The 20,810-nt window shown below is 66.2% G+C and carries 15 protein-coding genes and 2 tRNA genes; 12 read left to right on the top strand and 5 right to left on the bottom strand.

What is annotated here, in order from left to right; translation table 11 throughout:
- Positions 1 to 39 precede the first annotated feature (39 nt).
- Entirely contained in the window at positions 40 to 1,965 is a 1,926-nt protein-coding gene (locus ASN89_RS29760) for a di-heme oxidoredictase family protein (RefSeq protein WP_321166315.1), read from the top strand.
- A gap of 33 nt (positions 1,966 to 1,998) precedes the next feature.
- Here the strand turns inward: ASN89_RS29760 and ASN89_RS29660 are convergent, their stop codons facing one another.
- Positions 1,999 to 3,345, bottom strand: coding sequence for an ATP-binding protein (locus ASN89_RS29660; RefSeq protein WP_268766376.1), 1,347 nt, complete (start codon positions 3,343 to 3,345; stop codon positions 1,999 to 2,001).
- A gap of 170 nt (positions 3,346 to 3,515) precedes the next feature.
- Here ASN89_RS29660 and ASN89_RS05345 point away from each other — a divergent pair, with 170 nt between their 5' ends.
- Entirely contained in the window at positions 3,516 to 5,660 is a 2,145-nt protein-coding gene (locus ASN89_RS05345; protein WP_058048521.1) for a TonB-dependent receptor domain-containing protein, read from the top strand.
- Between the two features lie 63 nt (positions 5,661 to 5,723).
- Here the strand turns inward: ASN89_RS05345 and ASN89_RS05340 are convergent, their stop codons facing one another.
- Both ASN89_RS05340 and ASN89_RS05335 read right to left on the bottom strand, forming a co-directional pair.
- Positions 5,724 to 6,392, bottom strand: coding sequence for a response regulator (locus ASN89_RS05340; protein ID WP_058048520.1), 669 nt, complete (start codon positions 6,390 to 6,392; stop codon positions 5,724 to 5,726).
- Between the two features lie 21 nt (positions 6,393 to 6,413).
- The gene (locus ASN89_RS05335; protein WP_034755042.1) at positions 6,414 to 6,785 is read right to left on the bottom strand and encodes a YajD family HNH nuclease; all 372 of its coding nucleotides are present in this window, start codon (positions 6,783 to 6,785) and stop codon (positions 6,414 to 6,416) included.
- Between the two features lie 281 nt (positions 6,786 to 7,066).
- Between ASN89_RS05335 and ASN89_RS05330 the strand changes: the two genes are divergently transcribed.
- From ASN89_RS05330 to ASN89_RS05320, 3 genes are all read left to right on the top strand, one after another.
- Entirely contained in the window at positions 7,067 to 10,087 is a 3,021-nt protein-coding gene (locus ASN89_RS05330) for a PAS domain-containing protein (RefSeq protein ID WP_235501863.1), read from the top strand.
- Positions 10,088 to 10,154: 67 nt separating this feature from the next.
- Positions 10,155 to 11,381 (top strand): exonuclease SbcCD subunit D C-terminal domain-containing protein, encoded by a 1,227-nt coding sequence (locus tag ASN89_RS05325; protein WP_058048518.1) that lies wholly within the window; start codon positions 10,155 to 10,157, stop codon positions 11,379 to 11,381.
- 16 nt (positions 11,382 to 11,397) lie between these two features.
- Complete coding sequence (locus ASN89_RS05320) at positions 11,398 to 15,156, top strand: AAA family ATPase (protein ID WP_058048517.1); 3,759 nt, start codon at positions 11,398 to 11,400, stop codon at positions 15,154 to 15,156.
- Between the two features lie 4 nt (positions 15,157 to 15,160).
- On the opposite strand, the gene ASN89_RS29260 is transcribed toward ASN89_RS05320, so the two are convergent.
- Positions 15,161 to 15,328 carry a hypothetical protein gene (locus ASN89_RS29260; protein WP_166449232.1) on the bottom strand — a complete coding sequence of 56 codons (168 nt, stop codon included), beginning with the start codon at positions 15,326 to 15,328 and terminating at the stop codon, positions 15,161 to 15,163.
- A 177-nt stretch (positions 15,329 to 15,505) separates the two neighbouring features.
- Here ASN89_RS29260 and ASN89_RS05315 point away from each other — a divergent pair, with 177 nt between their 5' ends.
- From ASN89_RS05315 to ASN89_RS05295, 5 genes are all read left to right on the top strand, one after another.
- Positions 15,506 to 15,715 carry a hypothetical protein gene (locus ASN89_RS05315; protein WP_034755039.1) on the top strand — a complete coding sequence of 70 codons (210 nt, stop codon included), beginning with the start codon at positions 15,506 to 15,508 and terminating at the stop codon, positions 15,713 to 15,715.
- Between the two features lie 61 nt (positions 15,716 to 15,776).
- On the top strand, positions 15,777 to 16,634 hold the full coding sequence (locus tag ASN89_RS05310; RefSeq protein ID WP_058048516.1) for a hypothetical protein: 858 nt from the start codon (positions 15,777 to 15,779) through the stop codon (positions 16,632 to 16,634).
- A gap of 58 nt (positions 16,635 to 16,692) precedes the next feature.
- The gene (locus ASN89_RS05305; protein ID WP_058048515.1) at positions 16,693 to 17,871 is read left to right on the top strand and encodes a methyltransferase; all 1,179 of its coding nucleotides are present in this window, start codon (positions 16,693 to 16,695) and stop codon (positions 17,869 to 17,871) included.
- Between the two features lie 56 nt (positions 17,872 to 17,927).
- Positions 17,928 to 18,004, top strand: a tRNA-Met gene (locus ASN89_RS05300).
- 145 nt (positions 18,005 to 18,149) lie between these two features.
- Positions 18,150 to 18,226 (top strand) — tRNA-Met (locus ASN89_RS05295).
- Positions 18,227 to 18,293: 67 nt separating this feature from the next.
- Here the strand turns inward: ASN89_RS05295 and ASN89_RS05290 are convergent.
- Complete coding sequence (locus tag ASN89_RS05290; RefSeq protein ID WP_138828859.1) at positions 18,294 to 18,962, bottom strand: hypothetical protein; 669 nt, start codon at positions 18,960 to 18,962, stop codon at positions 18,294 to 18,296.
- A gap of 228 nt (positions 18,963 to 19,190) precedes the next feature.
- Here ASN89_RS05290 and ASN89_RS05285 point away from each other — a divergent pair, with 228 nt between their 5' ends.
- Together ASN89_RS05285 and ASN89_RS05280 are read left to right on the top strand one after the other, a co-directional pair.
- Positions 19,191 to 19,709 carry a sigma-70 family RNA polymerase sigma factor gene (locus ASN89_RS05285; protein WP_058048514.1) on the top strand — a complete coding sequence of 173 codons (519 nt, stop codon included), beginning with the start codon at positions 19,191 to 19,193 and terminating at the stop codon, positions 19,707 to 19,709.
- Position 19,710: 1 nt separating this feature from the next.
- Positions 19,711 to 20,721 (top strand): FecR domain-containing protein, encoded by a 1,011-nt coding sequence (locus ASN89_RS05280; RefSeq protein WP_058048513.1) that lies wholly within the window; start codon positions 19,711 to 19,713, stop codon positions 20,719 to 20,721.
- Positions 20,722 to 20,810: the final 89 nt, after the last annotated feature.

Raw genomic sequence — 20,810 nt, 5'->3', positions numbered from 1 at the left:
CTGCCGCAAGACAAGGGGCCGGGCAATTACCTGACTTTCGTGCCGCAGTACTTCAAGAACCGCACCTGGGGCGTGGAAATCATCGACAACAGCAAGGTCCGCGGCGTCACTAGGCCCACCTTGATCGTCAACCAATACACCACCGTCGATTTCCTGTCCGGCGGCGTGGCCTTCTTCCGCGGCTTCGACCGCCCTGGCGTGACGGGCTACGGCTGGATGTCGCCCGGCGAGCTGGTGGACCGCAACGTCCCCGTCTGCAAGCCGACGGCCTACCCGGCCAACGACCGCCTGACGAACGCCAACGGCATCAATGGCGCCTGCACCTTGCTGATCAAGGAGTACCCGGGCCATGGCGGACTCGATGCCAACGGCATGCCGAATGGCACCGACGTCAAGGCGCGCGCCCTGACGGCCGGCGACATCATCGAAGTGTCGCCATCGATGTTCTCGACCACCGCCGCGATGGCATCGAAGGGTGATGATGGCGGCATCCGCTACTACTCCTACGAATGGACGTACGTGGTGGGCGCGGGACTGCGGCCGTGGTACGGCGTGCAACCGCGCCTCAATGGCGTGCCGCTGCCGGAAGAAACGCTGTCCGGCGGCCTCGGTTCCGTGTCATATAACTACTCGGACAACGCCCTGTTCATGTTCCAGCAGCCGCACACCAATATCGGCATGCAGAACATGCAGCGCTTCGTCGAGGGCCGCCGCCTGGTGCACACCAACTTCACCACGGGTGACCACAACGAAGACGGCAACGACCGCTACGCACCCGCCGTCGGCCTGCAGGGACAGCGCTACGGGCAGTCCGCGTGCATCGCCTGCCACGTCAACAATGGCCGCAGCCCCGCGCCCGCGGCCCTGAACCAGCGCCTCGACACAATGGCCGTGCGCGTCGCCAGCCTGAATGCGGCGGGCCAGCAGGTGCCGCACCCGCAGTACGGCACGGCGATCCAGATGAATGCCGTGTCGCCTTCCGGCGTGCCGCAAAACTGGGGCAACAGCGTCAGCGTGGGCGGTTTCACGACACGCAAGACCACCCTGGCCGATGGCACGCAGGTCGAACTGCGCAAACCGACCTTGGCCTTCGAAGGCCCCGTGCCGCAAGTCGTCTCGCTGCGCGCGGCGCCGCCGATGATAGGCACGGGCTTGCTCGAAGCCGTGCCGGAAGCCGATATCCTGGCGCGCGCCCGCAGCACGCCGGATGCCGACGGCGTCAAGGGCCTGCCCAACTATGTGTATGAACCGGAGACGGGCGCCGTGCGCCTGGGCCGCTTCGGCTGGAAGGCCGCGAAAGCCACCCTGCGCCACCAGGCCGCCGACGCGCTGCTGCTGGACATGGCCGTCACATCGTCCGTGTACCGCAACCGCGCCTGCATGGCCGGGCCGGTGGCCTGCGCGGCGGGCGGCGCCCAGCCGGGCATCTCGGAAGCGGATCTGCAGTCGATCACGCAATACCTGGCCCTGGTCGCCGTGCCGGCCCAGCGCAGCATCGCCAGCGGTTTCCCGAAAGGCGTGGCGCCGATCGAGGAACTCAAGGTCGACCCGCAGCAGGTTGCCGCCGGCTCGAAACTGTTCCAGGGCATGCGCTGCGCCGCCTGCCACACGGTGGAAATGAAGACGGGTGCGGGACATCTGTTTGCGGAACTGCGCAACCAGACCATCCGTCCCTACACCGATTTGCTGCTGCATGACATGGGTCCCGAACTGGCCGACACCTTCACGGAAGGCCAGGCGCAAGGCAGCATGTGGCGCACGGCGCCCCTGTGGGGCATCGGCTACACGGAAAAAGTCATGGGCAATGGCGGCGGCAAGGCGGGCTACCTGCATGACGGCCGCGCGCGCAGCCTGACGGAAGCGATCCTGTGGCACGGCGGAGAAGGGACCAAGGCGCGCCAGCGTTTCGAGAACCTGTCGAAGACGGACCGCGACGCGCTGCTGGCTTTCCTCAAGTCGCTATAAAGTCGGTCTAAGCACCTTGCCCTGGCGGGGCCGTCATGGAAACATGACGGTCACCGCCAGCCCCCTGCCCTGCAAGCCGGCACCCAGCACGATGTGCGCCCCATGCCGCTCGGCGATGCGGCGCACGATGGACAGTCCCAGGCCGCTGCCGGGCAGCTGTGCGCCACCCAGACGCACGAAGCGTTCGAACACGCGCTCGTGCCACTCCTCGGCGATGCCGGGGCCCGTATCGGCCACGCGCACATGGCTGCGCCCATTCTCCACGCCACAACTGACGACCACAGAACCCGGCGCCGGCGTGTAGCGCAGCGCATTCTCGACCAGGTTACGCAGCAGCATCTGCAGGCTGTCCGCGTGCAGTGCCCACGGCGCCGGCGCCATGTTTACGCTCAGCGACAGTCGGTAAGACGCGGCCAGCGCCTGCCACTGTGCGGCCTGCTGCGCCAGCAAGTGCGCCAGGTCGCCCGGCGCCAGCCCTGTCTCCGCCTGCGACTGCGGATCGAGCTGCGCCAGCGCCAGCAACTGGTTGACGAGGCGCGTGGCGCGCTCCACGCTGGCGCCCAGGGCGGCGATGAATTCCGCGCGTTCGTCCGCGCTGCGGGCCCGCTGCAGCACTTGCAGATTGGTCTTGATGGCGGCCAGCGGCGTGCGCAGTTCGTGCGCCGCATCGGCCGTGAAGCGCTGCTCGTTGTCGCGGCTTTGCCGCACCCTGCCGAACAGGCGGTTTATTTCCAGCAGCAGTGGATGCAGCTCGGCGGGCGCGCCCGCCAGCCTGACGTCGGCCAGTTCATCGGGCGTGCGCGCCGACACTTCATCGGCCGACGCCTGCAGCACGCGAAACACGCGGTGGATGCTCCACCAGATGGCGATGGTGGCCAGCGCCACCAGCAGCAGGCCGAACAGCGCGATGCGGTAAAAGAAGCCGCGGCTGATGTCGTCGCGGTGGCTGGTCGGCTCGGCCACCAGCAGTTGCAAAGTGCGCTGCGGGTCCCACAGCGAAAACAGACGCCAGCGCTGGCCGGCTATGCTGGTCCACGACAGGCCGTCCGGCGCGCTGCGCGACAGGGCGATGTCGGACGCCGCATCATTGCGGTATAGCACGCGCTGCTGCGCGTCGCGCACCTTGAACAGCAAATACTGGTGCGGATTCGGATGGCCGCGCAGGGGCACGTCGATGGGCCCCGTCAAGCCATGTTGGCGCGCATCCTTTTCCACCAGCGACAGCAGCAGATGGCCCGTCTCGATCAGCGACTGGTCGAACAATTCCTGGCTTTCGCGGCGCGCCTCCACGTACACGATGGCGGCGCTGCCCACCCACAAGGCCAGGGTCAGGCCCAGCAGCACGGCCAGCAGGGTACGCCGCAAGGACCAGGTTTTCACGCCGCCGCCAGCTGTTAAGAATCTCTTAAGAACTTCTGCGCAAGATCCGGAGCGACATATTTTTTGGGTAGCCATGACCGCAATTGTAAATGATTCTTATTGCATCAATGATTCCCATTATCTTGCACCGGCAACAAAAACCAATAACACATCCACCATCAGGAGTTTGCATGTCCAACAGCACCCGCCGCGCGCGCCTGCCGCGTCCCACCACCCTGGCCCTGGCCTTGGCCGCCCTGTCCTGCCTGCCGGCGCACGCCCAGACGGGCGCGCCTGCCAGCATGCCGGAAGTGGTCGTTTCCGCCTCCGGTTTCGAGCAGGACATCAAGCAGGCGCCCGCCTCGATCACGGTGCTGACGCGCCAGGAACTGTCGAAAGAACGCTTCGGCAACCTGACGCAGGCGCTGGAAAGCGTGGAAGGCATCGACGTGGGCGCAGCGGGCGACAAGACGGGCGGCATGAACATCAGCATCCGCGGCATGCCCAGCGACTACACCCTGGTACTGATCGACGGTCGCCGCCAGAACGCGGCCGGCAATGTCACGCCAAACGGCTTCGGCGGCACGCAGACGAGCTTCATGCCGCCGCTGGCCGCCATCGAGCGCATCGAGATCATCCGCGGCCCCATGTCGACCCTGTACGGCTCGGACGCCATGGGCGGCGTGATCAACATCATCACGCGCAAGGTGGGCAAGCAGTGGATGGGCTCCGTCTCGGCCGATTACACCGCGCAGCAGGAATCGGACTTCGGCGACGTGAAAAGCGGCCGCTTCTACCTGAGCGGCCCCATCGCCACCGACCTGCTGGGCCTGTCCCTGCGCGGCAGCAAGCAGCGCCGCGACGCGGCCAATATCCGCTCCCCGAATGCGGCCGGCGGGACTACGGCCGCCAGCATGGGCGCCAATCCCGTGCGCGCGGACATTGACAACTTTGGCGCGCGCCTGGCCGTTACGCCAAACCGCTACCACACCGTCATCCTCGACGCGGACGCGGGCCGCCAGACCTATGACAATTCGAACGGCCAGCTCGGCACCAAGAGCGTGCAAGGCGGCTACGGCCCGGAACAGAAATACAAGCGCGACCAGTGGACCCTGTCGCACACGGGCCGCTTCGGCTTCGGCACCCTGGACAGCAGCTATATGGTGAACAAGACGGAGACCTTGGGCCGCACGATCCCGCCAGGCACGCCCGGCGCCGTGGCCGGCAGCGCACGCACGCTGGAAGTGGAAAGCCAGGTGTTCGACACCAAGCTGGTCATGCCATTGGGTAAGCACATGGCGACCGTCGGCGCGCAATGGTGGAAGGCGGAAATGACGGACGGCGTGGCGCCAAAGAAATTCGAATTCACGCAAAAAGCCCTGTTCGTGGAAGACGAATGGCAAGTGCTGGAGAACGTCGCGCTGACCTTCGGCGCCCGTTATGACGATCACAGCATCTTCGGCGGCCAGACCAGCCCCCGCGCCTATGCCGTGTGGAACGCGACACCGAGCTGGACCGTCAAGGGCGGCGTCAGCAAGGGTTACAAGACGCCGCGCGTGGAGCAACTGTCGCCAGGCATCAACGGTTTTGGCGGCCAGGGCACGATCCCCCTCGTCGGCAGCCCGGACTTGAAGCCGGAAACGAGCACGACCACGGAAATCGGCGCCTACTTCGACAACTTGGCCGGCTGGACGGCCAGCGGCTCCCTGTTCAACAACGAATTCAAGGACAAGATCACGACGGGCACGGGCCTCGTCAATTGCGACTACCGTCCATCGCCGAACCGTCCCGGCTGCGTCAGCTTCGGCAACTGGCCCAACGTCGATGCGTTTGGCCAGTCCGTCAACGTGGATGAAGCCGTCACGCGCGGCGTCGAACTGAACACGCGCTTCCCACTGAGCAAGACCTTGTCGGCCAGCGCCAACTACACGTACACGGAAAGCGAACAGAAGAGCGGCAGCAACGCGGGCAAGCCGCTGAGCGACACGCCCAAGCACGCCGTCAATGCGCGCCTGTCGTGGGATATCTCGCGCGAGTGGAACGGCTGGCTGCGCGCCGAGTACCGCAGCGAGCGCTTCCGCGATCCAGGCACCTCGGCTTCCACGCGCGCCGCCAAGGCCGCGCTGGGCGACTACAAGGGCTACACCATGCTGCACCTGGGCAGCAGCTATCAGCTGAACAAGCGCGTCACATTGAACGCGGCCGTGTACAACCTGCTTAACAAGGACTTCATCGACTACCAGCCATACCGCGCACCGGCATTGACCTACGCCAACCGCTATGTCAACAGCCTGGACGGACGCCGTCTGTGGCTGTCGGCCACCGTCGATTTCTGATGAGTTGATGGCTGACCAGCCATAGAGCACAACGGGCCGCCACAGGGCGGCCCGTTTTCTTTGTCAGGCCGCTTTCGGCTTGTCGATGCAATAACCGATCGCATGCACGGTGCGTATCAAGTCCCGCCCCAGCTTCTTGCGCAGGTGGTGGATATGCACTTGCACGGCATTGCTTTCCACCTCGCCGCCCCAGCTGTACAGGTTTTTCTCCAGCTGCTCCCGGCTCAGCACCCGGCCGCCGTGTTCCAGCAGCAGTTGCAGGATGCGAAATTCCTTCACTGTCAGCATCACGGGCAATCCCCCTTGCGTCACCTGCCGGTCCGCGATATCGAGCACCAGGTCGCCGTGCACGAGGTGCTCGCGCAGGCGCCCGACGGCGCGGCGGCAGGCGCTGCGGATGCGCGCGGCCAGCTCGTCGAGGTCGAACGGTTTGACGATGAAGTCGTCGGCGCCCGCGTCGAGGCCGGCGATGCGTTCGCCTACCTTGTCGCGCGCCGTGACGACCAGCACGGCACCGCTGTAGCCGTTATCGCGCAGCACGCCCAGCGCCTGCATGCCGTCCTGCCCCGGCAAGCCCAGGTCGAGCAGGATGCAGCCATAGTCGTGCAGGCGCACGGCCGTGTGCGCGTGTTCGGCGCTCGTGACCCAGTCGACGGCGTAGCCGCCCTGCTCCAGGCCGATCTGCGTGGCGCGGCCCAGCTGCGGGTCGTCTTCGGTCAGCAAGATGCGCATGGGGAAAGCGGCGCGGCCCGCTCAGTCCTTTTTCTTGATCAGGCCCGCCAGTGCGGCAAACGGATTGTGCGTGGCGGGCGCCACCTCGGCCGACAGCAGGCCGGCGCCACGGTCCGCTTCCAGGTAGCGCGAGTGCTCATTGTCGTGGCAATACAGACACAGCAGTTCCCAGTTGCTGCCATCGGGCGGATTGTTGTCGTGGTTATGGTCGCGGTGGTGCACGGTCAGCTGCTGCACGTTGGCGCGCGTGAATTCGCGCATGCAGCGGCCGCATACCCACGGATACATCTTCAGCGAGCGCTCGCGGTAGCCGCTCTCGCGCTGGTCGGCGGCGCGGCGCGCTTCGGCCACGATCTTGTCCAGTCTTGCCGCGTCGGGCTTTTTACTCTGCATGACAACTTTCGATATGGGAGGTAGAAGCATCCATTTTAATGAGGATGGGGGCGCAATTGTACTTTTTCTGCCACGCCGCCAGCCCGTGTCGCCGCCGGCGTGCTTTTTTTAGCGTGCGCGGCACCACAGATACTTGATTTAACGCAAAATAAGGCCAGCGACAGACCGCGAACAGACAATGGGCGTGGTGGCGACAGGCTTATGCGCAAGGCAGCCGATTTCGGCTATCATGCGCGCCACGCCGCCCTTCCCTTTTTCATGACCCTAGCCTGCAAGCGCCCGTGATAGCGATAACAAGACCCCTGCAACGCCTTGCCCGCCGCCTGTACAGTCTCAGCCTGGTGCCCCTGTTCGCGCTCATCTTGCTGCTGGCGCTGTGGGCGGCCGTCTTTTACCAGGTGGGCCAGGAACGGGCCAGCGCCGTGCGCGACGCCGTGGCCGTCAGCCAGTCGCTGGCGCGCACCCTGGCCGACCATACCAGTTTCACCCTGCGCCAGACGGACCACGCCACGCAGCTGTTCAAGCTTAAATACGAGGAGACGGATGGCAGCCTGCGCCTGAATGAATTCACGCGCCGCCAGGGCCTGCTCGACAGCGTGCTGCCATCGAAGCTGGAACTGCCGATCGCCCTCATCGACGCGCAGGGCAATGTGGTCGACAGCGCCCACGCCTATCTGCCGGAAAACCTGGCCACGCAGCCATTTTTCAGGGCGCTGGCCGCCAATGCATCCGACACGGCCCTGGTCGATACGCCCATGCTCGACGCGGACGGCAAGCGCTGGACCATCCGCCTGGCGCGCCGCCTGAACGATGCCCAGGGCCGTTTCGCCGGCGCCATCGTCATCCTCGTCGACCCCACGTATTTTGTCGACGACTACGACCGCCTGAACCTCGATGAGCATGGCGCGCTGATGCTGGTGGCGCGCGACAGCGGCCTGACGGTGGGGCGCATCGGCGAGCAATTGATCCTCAGCGACCGCATCGACTTTCGCATGCCGGGACCGCCGCAGCACGCCGCCGAGGAACTGCTGATCGAGCCGCCCGTCGACGCGACGTCGCGCATCTACAGCTACCACGAGCTGCCGCGCTACCCGCTGCTGGCCGTGGTGGGCGTGAGCCGCACCGTCGCCCTGGCGCGCTTCGAACACCGCCGCATCGTGTATATCGGCGCGCTGCTCGCCGCCAGCGTGCTCATTGCCGGCTTTACGACCCTGCTGATGCGCCAGAGCGCGCGCCTGCGCCGCAGCATCCGCCAGGCCAAGGAAACGCAGGCGCTGCTGCGCGCGGCGCACCAGGGCAGCCTCGATGCCGTGCTGCTGCTGAAAGCCTGGCGCCCCGCACCGGGCAAACCGGTGGAAGACTTCACCTTTGCCGACATCAACGAGCGGGCCGCCGACATGCTGGGCAAGCCGCGCTCCGAACTGCTGGGCCAGCGCGTGCTGCCGCAGATGCCGCTGTTGCGCGGCGAGCGCTTCTTCAAGCGCTTCGTGCTGGTGATGGAAACGCGCCAGCCGCTGGAAGATGAATTCGAGCTGCCGCTGGCCTCGGGCGGCACGCGCTGGCTGCGCCACCAGGTGGTGCCGATCGCCGACGGCGTGGCCGTCACTTCGCGCGACATCAGCGCGCGCAAGCACGACGAACTGGCGCTGCAGGATAACCGCAGCTTCCTGCAATCGCTGATCGACCATTTGCCCGTGCTCGTCTACGTGAAAAGCGCGCGCCCGGAAAATTTCGGCCAGATGGAAGTGTGGAACAAGGCGGCCGAGGACATCACCGGCCACCTGGCCGCCGACGTCATCGGCAAGACCGATTTCCAGGCCTTCCCGCCCGACTTCGGCCTGCACGATGCCGAGGACGACCGCGCCATCCTGGCCGAGCACGGCGTCATCGACCATACGGAAAAGCCATTGCGCCTGCTTGACGGCAGCCTGCGCTACCTGCGCGCCGTCTCCGTGCCCGTGTTCGACGAGCGCCAGCAAATCGAACATATCCTGTGCATTGCCGAGGATATCTCGCAGCGCCGCCAGCAGGAACTGGAACTGCGCCAGAAACAGGCCGAGCTGGCCGCCGTCAACGACGCCTCGCCACTGGGGCTGGTGCGCCTGGACCGCCAGCGCCGCTGCACCTACGTCAACCGCACCTTCGAATCGATCACGGGCCTGCCGCGCGCGGCCGCCCTGGGCGCCGGCTGGACCAGCGCCCTGCATCCGGACGACTATCCACTGATGCACGTGGCGCTGGAGCAGCTCACGCGCAGCCATGCGCCATTCCAGTCGACCCTGCGCTACCTGCAGCGCGACGGCAGGCTGGTATGGGTCTCCGTCAAAATTGCCCCCATCCTCATCGACGGCAAGATTGAAGGCTACGTGGGGACCCTGGACGACATCACCACCTTGCGCGAATCGGAAGTGGCGCTGCTGGAAAGCGAAGCGCGCCTGCGCACCATCGCCGACACCTTGCCGGCCATGATCGCGTACATCGACGCCGACCAGGTCTACCGCTTCCTGAACATCGCCTATGAACGCGAATTCGGCCTGACGGGCCGCCAGGCGCTGGGCAAGAGCGTGCGCGACACGGTGGGCGAGGCGCGCTACCGCACGGTGGCGCCGTATATCGAAAGAGTGCTGGCCGGCGAAACCTTGAGCTTCGAGGAAGAAGACGAGAAGGAAGGCATCGAGCGCTGCCTGGAAGTGATCTACATCCCGCAGATCGGCGAAGACAAGCTGCAGGTGGTGGGCTTTCACGTGATGCGCCAGGATATCACCGTGCAGAAGCGCGAGAAACAGCGCCTGCTGAAGCTGGCCCAGGTCGATGCGCTCACGGGCCTGTCGAACCGCGCCGGCTTCCAGCAAAAACTCAGCGACGCCATGCACGCGAGCCGCCAGCAGCAGCACCTGATGGCCGTCATGTACATGGATATCGACCGCTTCAAGCCCGTCAACGACACGCACGGCCACGGCACCGGCGACGCGCTGCTGCGCGCCTTCGCCCAGCGCCTGACGCAAACCATGCGCGCCACCGACATCATCGCCCGCCTGGGCGGCGACGAATTCACCATCATCATGGAACAGATCACCCGGCCCGACGACGCGGCCGTGCTGGCCGAAAAAATCGTCGCCGCCATGCAGCAGCCGTTCGAACTCGATGGCATCACCGTGCGCATTTCCGCCAGCATCGGCCTGGCCTTCTACCGCGACGAAGACATTTCGCCCGCCGTGCTGCTGCAGCGGGCCGACGTGCTGCTGTACAAGGCCAAGCAGGATGGCAGGAACACGTATCGCGCCGGCGCATTGACGGCTTGATTTAGCCGCTGGCGCATGCCGTCATTCCTGCTATATTGGCGCCTGTCCTCCCTACCGTTGCCACACCATGCGCCTGCTGCACACTTCCGACTGGCATCTGGGCCAGACCCTGCACAATTTTGAAAGGGGCTACGAACACCAGCGCTTCCTCGACTGGCTGCTCGACACGCTCGTGGCCGAACAGGTCGACGTGCTGCTGGTGGCGGGCGACGTATTCGACAACGCCAACCCGTCGGCCGCCTCGCAAAAGCAGCTATATGTATTCCTGCAGCAGGCGCGCGCGCGCCTGCCCGCGCTGCAACTGGTCGTCGTCGCCGGCAACCACGATTCGGCGGGACGGCTCGAAGCGCCCGGCCCCTTGCTGGCCGCGCACGGCACCCACGTGATCGGCCATCTGCTGCGCGACGAGGCAGGCAATATCGACCTGGAACGCCTGCTGCTGCCGCTCGCCGGCAGCGACGGGCAAGTGCAGGCCTGGTGCCTGGCCGTGCCCTTTTTGCGTCCCGGCGACGTGCCGAAACTGCCGGCCGGCGACACGCAGGATGCCTACCTGGGCGGCATCGCCCTGCTGTACCGCCAGCTGGCGGACCTGGCGCTGGCGCGCCGCCAGCCAGGGCAAGCCATCGTTGCCATGGGCCACTGCCACATGGTGGGCGGCGAAATGTCGAACGACTCCGAGCGGCGCATCGTCATCGGCGGCACGGAAATGCTGCCCTCGGGGATTTTCGACACGTCCATCGCCTATGCGGCGCTGGGCCATCTGCACAAGGCGCAGGCCGTGGGCGGGCAGGATCACATCCGCTACTGCGGCAGCCCGATTCCCCTGTCGTTCGCGGAAGTGAATTACCGCCACCAGGTGCTGTGCCTCGATATCGATGGCGAGCAGTTGACTGAGGTGCGCGCCATCGAAGTGCCGCGCGCCGTGCCCTTGCTGCGCGTGCCCGCCACGCCGGCGCCCATCAACGAAGTACTGGCGCAGCTGGCCGCCCTCGACGTGCCCGCCGCGCCACCGGAAGCGCAGCCCTTCCTGGAAGTGCGCGTGCGCCTCGATGCGCCGGAACCTGGCCTGCGCACGCGCATCGAAACGGCGCTCGACGGCAAGCCCGTGCGCCTGGCGAAGATCGAAACATCGAGCGCCGCGCGCAGCAGCGCACCCGAGAACCTGACGCTCGACCAGCTAAGCCAGCTGCAGCCCGACGACATCTTCCGCCGCCTGTACCTGCAAAAATACGGCAGGGAAGCGCCACCCGAACAACTCTCGGCCCTGGCCGAACTGCTGCTGCCCGGCGCGTGAGCGCAACTGAAGAACCATGAAAATACTGAAAATCAGCGGCAAGAACCTGGCCTCACTGGCCGGCGAATTTGAAGTCGACTTCCAGCAGGAGCCGCTGGCGTCTTCCGGCCTGTTCGCCATCAGCGGCCCCACGGGCGCGGGCAAGAGCACCTTGCTCGACGCCCTGTGCCTGGCCCTGTACGACGCCACGCCGCGTTTGCTGAAAGTGCTGGGACGGGGCAGCGCCCTGCCCGACGTGGGCAAGGAAACCGTCAATGCCCAGGATACGCGCACCCTGCTGCGCCGCGGCACGCCGGACGGTTACGCGCAAGTCGATTTCGTCGGCAACGACGGCGCAAGTTACCGCGCACGCTGGAGCGTGCGCCGCTCGCGCACCAAGGCGGAAGGCGCGCTGCAGGCAACCGCCATGAGCTTGCACCAGCTGCCCGCGCTGCAACCCATCGGCGGCACCAAGACGGAAGTCAAGGAAGAGATCGAAAAGCGCATCGGCCTGTCGTTCGACCAGTTTACGCGCGCCGTGCTGCTGGCGCAAAACGAGTTTTCCACCTTCCTGAAAACGGAAGACAATGAACGGGGCGAATTGCTGGAAACCCTGACGGGCAGCAGCATCTATACGGATATTTCCATGCGCGCCTTCGAGCGGGCGAAAAAGGAAAAACAGGTCCTCGAACGCCTGGGCGAAAAGCTGGCCGACCAGCGTCCCCTGTCGCCGGAAGAACGGGCCGAAACGGCAACGCTGGGTGAGGCCGCCGAAGCGGCCCTGCAAACCATCGACTTGCGCAAGGCCGTGCTGGAACTGCAACAGCGCTGGCACCAGGAGACGCACAAGCTGCAAACCCAGGTGGAGTCTGCGCAGCAAGCATTGGACAGCGCGGATGCCGAACGGGCCGCTGCCGAAGCGCGCCGCGCGGCGCTGGCGCAGTGGGAATTGCTGCAGCCGGCGCGCCCCCTGATCGACGACGTGGCGCGCCTGGCGAACGACATCGCCAGCACCGCCGCCACGCTGGAAGCGTCGCGCGCGCAGGCGGCGCAGGCCGTCGCCAGCGAAGCGCAACTGGCGCAGGCCGTACAACTGGCGGCAGCGGCCTTGCAGGCCAGGGAAGCGGCGCAACACGATGCGGCGCCCCTGCTCGACCAGGCCAAGGCGCTCGACGCCGGCATTGCGGCACACTTGCCCGCGCACCGCCAGGCGCAAGATGGCGCCCTGGCCGCCGACCAGGCCAACGAGGCGGCGCGCGCCGCGCTGCACGCGCTGCAGCAGCGCCAGCAAGCCGCGCAGGCGGAACAGGAAGCGGGCCGCCAGTGGCTGGCATCGCACCAGCAGTGGCAGGCGCTGGCGCAATCGTGGCAATTGTGGGATCAATTGTTTGCCCAGGCCGGACAAGCGGCCGCGCAAGCCGATGCGGCCGACGCCAGCATGGCCGAATCGGCACGGCAGGTGCGCCAGGCCCTTGACACAACGCAGGCGGCGCAAGATGCGCTGGCCAGCGCCGCTGCCGCGCTGGCGCTGCGCGATGCCGAACGGCGCGAGGCGCTGGCGGCGATGCAAGCCATCGACGGCCAGGGGCTGCAGGAACAGCGCGGCCAGTTGGAGGCGCACGCGCGCATCTTGACCAGCGCGGAAAAAACCTGGAGCGAACTGGCACGCCAGCGGCAGGCGCTGGCGCACTGGCAAGCGAAGGCGGCCCAGCTGGCGCAGGCCGCGCAAACGGAAAGCACGGCACTGGCGGCGGAAGCGGCGCAAACGGCGCTGCTGGAAGCGCGCCTGGCGCAGGCGGAAAAATCCTTGAAGGGTGCCGAAGTGGCATGCGCGGCCAGCGTCGAGCAGCTGCGGGCGAACTTGCAGGACGAGCAGCCCTGCCCCGTCTGCGGCGCGCTGGAACACCCGTACAGCCACGCCGATCACGCCTTGCAGGCGATGCTGGCCAGCTTGCAGGATGAGGTGCTGGATTGCCGCACGCAGGCGCGCGGCAATCTGGAACGGCTGGCCACGCACAAGGTGGCGCTGGCCGCCCATTTGCGCGAACAGGCGCAAACGGCGGAAGAACTATCTGCACTGCCGTCCATCATTGACGGCCTGAATGCGCAATGGCAGCCGCATGCGGACACCCTGCAGCTGCCGCCGGAAGACGAGCGCGCGGACTGGTTCACGCAGCAACTGGCGGCCAATGCGGCAGGCTTGCAGGCGCTGGCGCAGCAGGAAACGGCGCTGCGGCAGGCCAGTACACTGCGCGAGCAGGCGCAGGCGGCGCTCGACCTGGCGTCCAGCGACCACGCGCGCTGCACAAGCGCCGTCGCCGAGGCGCAAGCGCGACTGGCCCAGCTGCAGGCGCAGCAAGCGGGCAATGCAGACAAGGGCGAGACGGCGCGCGCCGCGCTCGATACCCTGCTGGCGCAGCTCGATGGCGCCTTTGCCGACGCCGACGGCGCCGAAGGCTGGAAAGAGGGCTGGCGTGCCGGTCCGGCCGCATTCCGTGCGGCGCGTGAATCGGAAAGCCGGCAATGGCTGAAACAGCAGGCGGACCAGGACAACCGCGGCCACGCGCTGGCGACCCTGGCCGCGCAACTGGAAGCGGCGCTGCTGGCCGCCGGCAAGGCACAGCACACGGCGCAGGAAGCCCACGCCGCCTTTGCCGCCGCCGACAAACGGCGCACGGCGCTGCAAGCGCAGCGCAACGCGCTATGGCAGGGCCAAAGCGCGGCCGAGGTCGAACGCGCGCTGGCGGATGCCATCGCGCAGGCCAAAGAACAGCTGGCGCAGCAGCAAACGGCGGCGCAGTCGGCCAGCCAGCAGCGCACGCGCCTGGACGAAGCGTGCGCGCAGCTGTCGCAGCGCCTGGACGCCCTGCGCGAGCAGGAACACGGCGCCACCGCCGCCCTGCACGGCTGGCTGCGCCAGTTCCAGGATGCCCACCCTGGTCACGCACCCGCCACGCTTGACGAGCTGCGCGCGCGCCTGGCCATCACGCCGGACGCCATGCGCGCCGAACGCGACGCCCTGCAAGTGCTCGCCGACCGCCACACGGCGGCCGTCTCCGTGCTGGCCGAACGCCGGCGGCAGTTGGCGATGCATGTGCAGCAGCCGCCGCAGGCGCTGGAAATGGACGTGGCGGCGCTGCAGGCCGCGCTCGATGCACTGGCGCTGGAACGCCAGGCAGCCAACGAGGAAGCGACGCGCTTGCGCCTGGCCATCGCGCAGGACGACGCACGGCGCCACAGCGCGCAAGCGATGCTGGCGCAGATCGAGGCGCAAGCCGTCATCGAGCGGCGCTGGGCCAGCCTGAATGAACTGATCGGCTCGGCCGACGGCAAGAAATTCCGTAACTACGCGCAGCAATTCACCTTGGAAGTGCTGCTCGGCTATGCCAACGCGCACCTGAACCACCTGGCGCGCCGCTACCAGCTCGAACGCATCGACAACCCGAACAATCCGTCGCTGGGCCTGATGGTGCGCGACCAGGACATGGGCGGCGAGCTGCGCTCCGTGCACTCGCTGTCGGGCGGCGAATCGTTCCTCGTCTCGCTGGCCCTGGCGCTGGGCCTGGCCTCGCTGTCATCGAACCGCGTGCGCGTGGAATCGCTGTTCATCGACGAGGGCTTCGGCAGCCTGGACACGGAAACCCTGCGCGTAGCCATGGATGCGCTCGACGGCTTGCAAGCGATGGGCCGCAAGGTGGGCGTCATCTCGCACGTACAGGAAATGACGGAACGCATCGCCACCCGCATCCTCGTGCAGCCGGGCTCCGGCGGCAAGAGCGTGGTGACGGTGCGTTAGGTCGCTAGCGGCTGGCCGGCTCCCGGCACAATCTGAGCATATCCCAACCCAGTTCGCGGCGGATCTGCTCGGGGTCGGGCGGCGGCCGGCGCTGTTCCAGCTCCGCTTTCAGCCACTTCCTGACCAGCTCCTTGGCGGGCTGTGCAGGCTTTTCCTTGTCATGCTTGTCCATTGTGCTACCTCGTCAATGGATGCCAGATGGCCTCCGTAGTGTCTCAACGTGATAGACAGGATTCAGTTGACTTCAGCGTGGCGCAGTTGCAACAACGTGTAACGATGGCCGGAGTGCGTTAAAATCGCCGCCTTCGCGCAGGCACCGCCTACGCCCCGCAACAGTTCAAGGAAACCCATGAAAGCCGCCCGCAGCCTCACCTTCAAGTGCGTAAAATGTCACAAATCCATGCAGGTCTACCTGCAAAAAGTCTCCGCCTGCTCGCATATCCAGCCATACCAGGGCATTTGCGCATGCGGCGAACTCAAGCGCCACGCCACGGGCCAGGCCGATGCCGTCAAGTCCTACCTGGAGTCGGCGGACGGTAGCTGGTCGCACCACCACTAATGGTTAAAGAATGGGCGTAGAACGCCGTTAATAACGGTACTTCGCTCATTGAGAAACCGCCATGTCCCAGCTACCCGCCCTCGCCAGCCGTCAACCCGCCCCGAATACGCTGGCTGGCCAGCAGCCGTCCCGCACGGGCGGCGGCGCCACGGGGCTGGCGGCTTCGCCCCTGATGCAGCGCACGGCGCAAGACGTGGTGGCGCTGTCGAAAAATGGCCTGGACCTGTCGGCCAAGGGGCTCTCGCAACGCACTGATGCGCTGGGCAACGCCACCGTTGACGTGGCGCAGGATTTTTTGAGCAACATGACGCGCCAGCTGTTCAGCGACGGCGCCACCGTTGCCTTCGATTCCGTCGACCTGCAGGCGGGAGCCAGTTTCAGCAGCGGCAGCGCCAGCGTCTCGGGCACCAGCGGCAGCAGCCGCGCGGCCGCCTTCAGCCTCGATGAAAACGCGCACTTCATCGGCAAGGGCAAGATCACGACGGCCGATGGCCAGACCTTCGACTTCGAAGTGGAAGTGCAATATCAATCGAACATCAGCGCGGGCGTCCTTGAGCAAACGCAAGAGGCATCTGAAGAGGCTAGCTCTGCCGAAGACGCAAGCCTGCCCGTCAGAGAATTGCCCGACACACATTTCGCCGGCAACCTGCACGACCTGTTCAAGCTGCTGGGCCAGCAATTGCAAAGCAATCTCTATCAGGGCCTGTCCGACGGCGCCAACGCCAGCGGCAACGATGGCGACCTGGCGGGCAGCCTGAGCTTGCGCTTGCTCAAACTGGTGCAGCAGGACGCGGTGACCGACGCCGGCAAGAAAACCGTGGAAGCCACGCCGGAAGAGCAGGCGCGCACCCGCGCGCTGGCGCTCGCCTATGGCACGGACAGCGCCGGCAGCACAGACGGCACGGCCAGCAACGTATAATGGAAGACGGCCTGCGCAGGCGACCATGCCGCGCGCCCCCTTCTATCGATTGAATCCCATGTCCGACACCTCTTCACCTACCGTTCATCCGCAGATCCACTGGAGCGAAAACGGCGCCGAACACGCGGCCCGCTGGCGCTCGGAAAGCGGCATGCCGCCGCCCAAGCGCGTCGTCATCGCCGATGACCGCACGACGGCCGACCAGGCTTACCGCCTGGCCTGCGAAGGCACGGCCATGCTGTGGCGCGGCGACTTCCAGAACGCGCGCCAGCTGCTGCAGGCGCTGGCGCGGCGCGCCGACCACAAGAACGACAAACCGAGCAAGAAGGCCAAGGCCGCCAAATTGGCCAAGCCGGAACCGTCCGCCACGGAAGCCTTCCATTTGCACCGCCAGGCCCAGTCGCAACGCGCCCGCACCCTGGCCATGCTGCTGCTACCCTTCGATGCCGACTACACGATCCCGCTGCGCCGCGCGCCGGACGTAAAACTGGCGTGCAATGAAGCGTATGGCCGCGGCGAAGAGCCGTTCGTCGCCTCGCTGCGCGAGCTGCTGGGCTTGATCGGCGCGCACGAATGGCGCCGCACGGGCGTGGAACTGCCGGCCCTCGGCCAGCGCATCCACCCGCACTATGGCGTGTTCGCGCCGATCCGCGGCGAATACGTGGGCCTGGTGGCGGAAGCGCCCCTGCCCGCGCGCGCCAGCCTGGCCTTCGACATCGGCACCGGTACGGGCGTGCTGGCCGCCGTGCTGGCGAAGCGCGGCGTCGCCCGCATCGTCGCCACCGACCAGGACCCGCGCGCCCTGTCCTGCGCGCGCGAAAACCTGGCCCGCCTCGATGTGGCCGACAAGGTCGAGGTGGTGCAGGCCGATTTGTTCCCTGCGGGCCGCGCGCCGCTCGTCGTGTGCAATCCGCCATGGCTGCCGGCCCGTCCAAGCTCGCCGATCGAATACGCCGTCTACGATCCGGACAGCCGCATGCTGCGCGGCTTCCTCGCCGGCCTGGCCGAGCATCTGGAGCCAAACGGCGAAGGCTGGCTGATTCTGTCGGACCTGGCCGAGCACCTGGGCTTGCGCCCGCGCGCACAATTGCTGGAATGGATAGAACAGGCGGGCTTGAAAGTCATCGACCGCCTGGATGTGAAGCCCACGCACCCGCGCGCACAGGACGCCACCGACAGCCTGCATGCGGCCCGTTCGAAGGAAGTCACCTCGCTGTGGCGCCTGGCGGCGGCGTAATCGAGGGTCTGAAACCCGGCCATTGCGCATTGCAGCAAACCCCGCTATAATTCGCCTGCGGGGTGGAGCAGTCTGGCAGCTCGTCGGGCTCATAACCCGAAGGTCACAGGTTCAAATCCTGTCCCCGCAACCAGATATATAAAAAGCCGCTGATTCTTGCAAAGGGATCAGCGGCTTTTTCCATTGCGGCGCAGCATGTCCAACGCCCTCCTGCAAGCCAAATGCCTTTCGTATCAATCCGCTCTTTCGCAATGCAACAAACTCGGTTATAATTCGTCTGCGGGGTGGAGCAGTCTGGCAGCTCGTCGGGCTCATAACCCGAAGGTCACAGGTTCAAATCCTGTCCCCGCAACCAACACATAAAAACCGCTGATACCTGCAAGGGCATCAGCGGTTTTTTCATTCCGGGTCTGGCCCACGTTTTACACGGCGACGCTGGCCCTGATCTGTCTGGCCGCCGCGTGCAGGCTGGCCGCCACGCGCTCCAGCTTGTCGGCGCCCGCCGTTTCGGCCAGGGCGGCGAACGCGCTGATATGAAACGTGGCCACCATGGCTGGCGACACTTCGAGTTCGAGCGCCGTCTTGCTCAACTCAGTCGACGCCTCGAGATAGGGTTCGCTGCCCGCCTCGAACGCCTGCTTGGTTTCCAGCAATTCCTGCCCCCCTTCCGCCTTGGCCAGGCAGGCATCGACCTTTTGCTGGAAGGCCGGCAAGGTGTCGCGCACGGGCCCGGCATCCGGCGCGGCTTCCGCTTCCGGCTCTGCGGGTGCGGGCTCGGCTGCGGCCGGCTTGGCGACAGGCGCCATGTCGCGCAACGTCAGCCAACGCTCGACGGCGAGAAAGTCGGCAAACGGCTCGGCCACCTTGGGATTCATCAGCCAGACTTCGCCAGTGCGCCAGTCGATCCGGGCACCGCGCTCGTTTCTGGCCAACAAAATATCCTTGCCGCCATCGGCATTCGACACCCGGCCGATATCGAGCCAGTTCATCAATTCCGCCTGGCGCGACATCGCGTTGACCCGATGAAAATAGGCCAGCCATACAAATCTGGCGACCAATAGAACCAGGGCACCGCCAACCATCCACATCATTTTTCGCTCCGCTCCGCACCACATCGACAGCGCGCATTTTCTCACATGAAAGCTTGCGCCAAGGAAACTTTTACATCTGCCGTGCGGCAGCGCAAATCCGGCGCCACGCGTGACCCGGACGCGCAGTCGCATTTCAGCAACGCCGCGCTTTCCTGATTGCCTAGCGTGCGCCGCTGCGCTATTATGAGAACAATTCTCATTTAGATTAAGCTATCCGATCCCGTCCGCATGCTGTCCGCCCCTTCCTCATCGTCCGATTTCCAGGCCCTGTATGCCGAGCACCACTCGTGGCTGCTGCACTGGCTGAAGCGCCGCCTGCACGATGCGGGGCTGGCCAGCGATCTGGCGCAAGATACCTTCATCAAGATTTTCGTCGCGCGCAGCAGTGCCGGAATCTTGCAGCCGCGCCCCTTCCTGGCCACCATCGCCAAGCGCCTGCTGGCCAACCACTGCCGGCGCGAAGAGCTCGAACGGGCTTACCTCGACGCCCTGCTGCACCAGCCGCAAGCGAGCACGCCGTCGCCGGAAGCGATGTCCATCCTGCTCGAATCGCTGCAGCTGGTCGACCGCGCGCTGGACCAGCTGTCCGCCAAGGCCAAGGCCGCTTTCCTGCTGGCCCACCTGGACGGCATGACCTACGCCGAGATCGCCGCCGAACTGGGCACCACCACGCATTCCGTCAAAAAATACCTGAGCAAGGCCAACCTGCTGTGCTTTTTTGCCGTGCCCGATTTTGCCGCTTCCTGACATGCGCGGCGCCACCGTCTACGCACAGGGCCAGCCCATCGACCTGGCCATCGCCATGCAGGCAGCCGAATGGCTGGCCACCCTGATGAGCGGCGAAACGACGCCGGCGGAAAAAACGGCCTGGCACGAGTGGCGCCAGGCGCACCCCGACCATGAGCGGGCGTGGAAACACATTGAAAGCGCCAGCGGCGGCTTGCGCGAACTCGATGCGCAGGCCAGCCGCAAGGCGTTGACACAACGCTCCCGCCCTGCCTCGCCTACCTCGCGCCGCCGCAGCCTGCAATTGCTGGCATGGGCAGCCACCATCGGCGTCACGGGCTGGTTCGGCGCGCGCTCGGAATACGCACCCGGATTTGCCCGCGCCGCGCTGGCCGACCTGTCCACCGGCGTGGGCGAACGCCGCGAGCTGACCCTGCCCGACGGCAGCCGTCTGCACCTGAACAGCGGCAGCGCCGTCAACATCCGCTACACGGGCACGCAGCGCCTGCTGCAACTGGTGCATGGCGAAGTGTTCATCGCCACCGCCCGAGAAACGGGCATGCCCTACCGCCCCTTCCTCGTCGAAACGGCGCAAGGCCACGCGCAGGCGCTGGGCACGCGCTACTCGGTGCGCCAGGCCGATGGCAGCACGCTGGTCGCCGTCGAGGAAGGCGCCGTCCGGCTGCTGCCGCGCCATGGCGACGCCAACCCGGTGATCCGCGCGGGCCAGCGCGGCGGCATGACGGCGCAGAATACCTTGCCCGCGCACGCCGTCTCACCCGATGTCTGGGCCTGGCGCCAGGGCTTGCTGCTGGCCGACGCCATGCCGCTGCGCGACTTCCTAGATGAACTGAGCCGTTACCGCCACGGCTTGCTGGGCTGCGACGACGCCATCGCCGGCCTGCGCATATCCGGCGTCTTTCCGCTCGCCGACCTGGACGCCGTGCTGCTGTCGCTGCCCGACTCGCTGCCGGTGGACGTGCGCCTGCGCACGCGCTACTGGGTGCAAGTGGAAGCGCGCCAGCGGCGCTGAAGTTTATTTTGAGTCCAACGAAAAAAAAGTACCCGCTTCCGATTCTCGCGTGACCTGTGTAGGCAACGTTCTTTTTGACGACTACACCA

Origin of the sequence: Janthinobacterium sp. Ant5-2-1 (assembly GCF_001445815.1) — a bacterium.
Taxonomy (GTDB): Bacteria; Pseudomonadota; Gammaproteobacteria; order Burkholderiales; family Burkholderiaceae_D; genus Janthinobacterium; species Janthinobacterium lividum_E.
The sequence above is the reverse complement of the archived record's forward strand: the minus strand, read 5'-3'. Positions and strand labels throughout refer to the sequence as shown.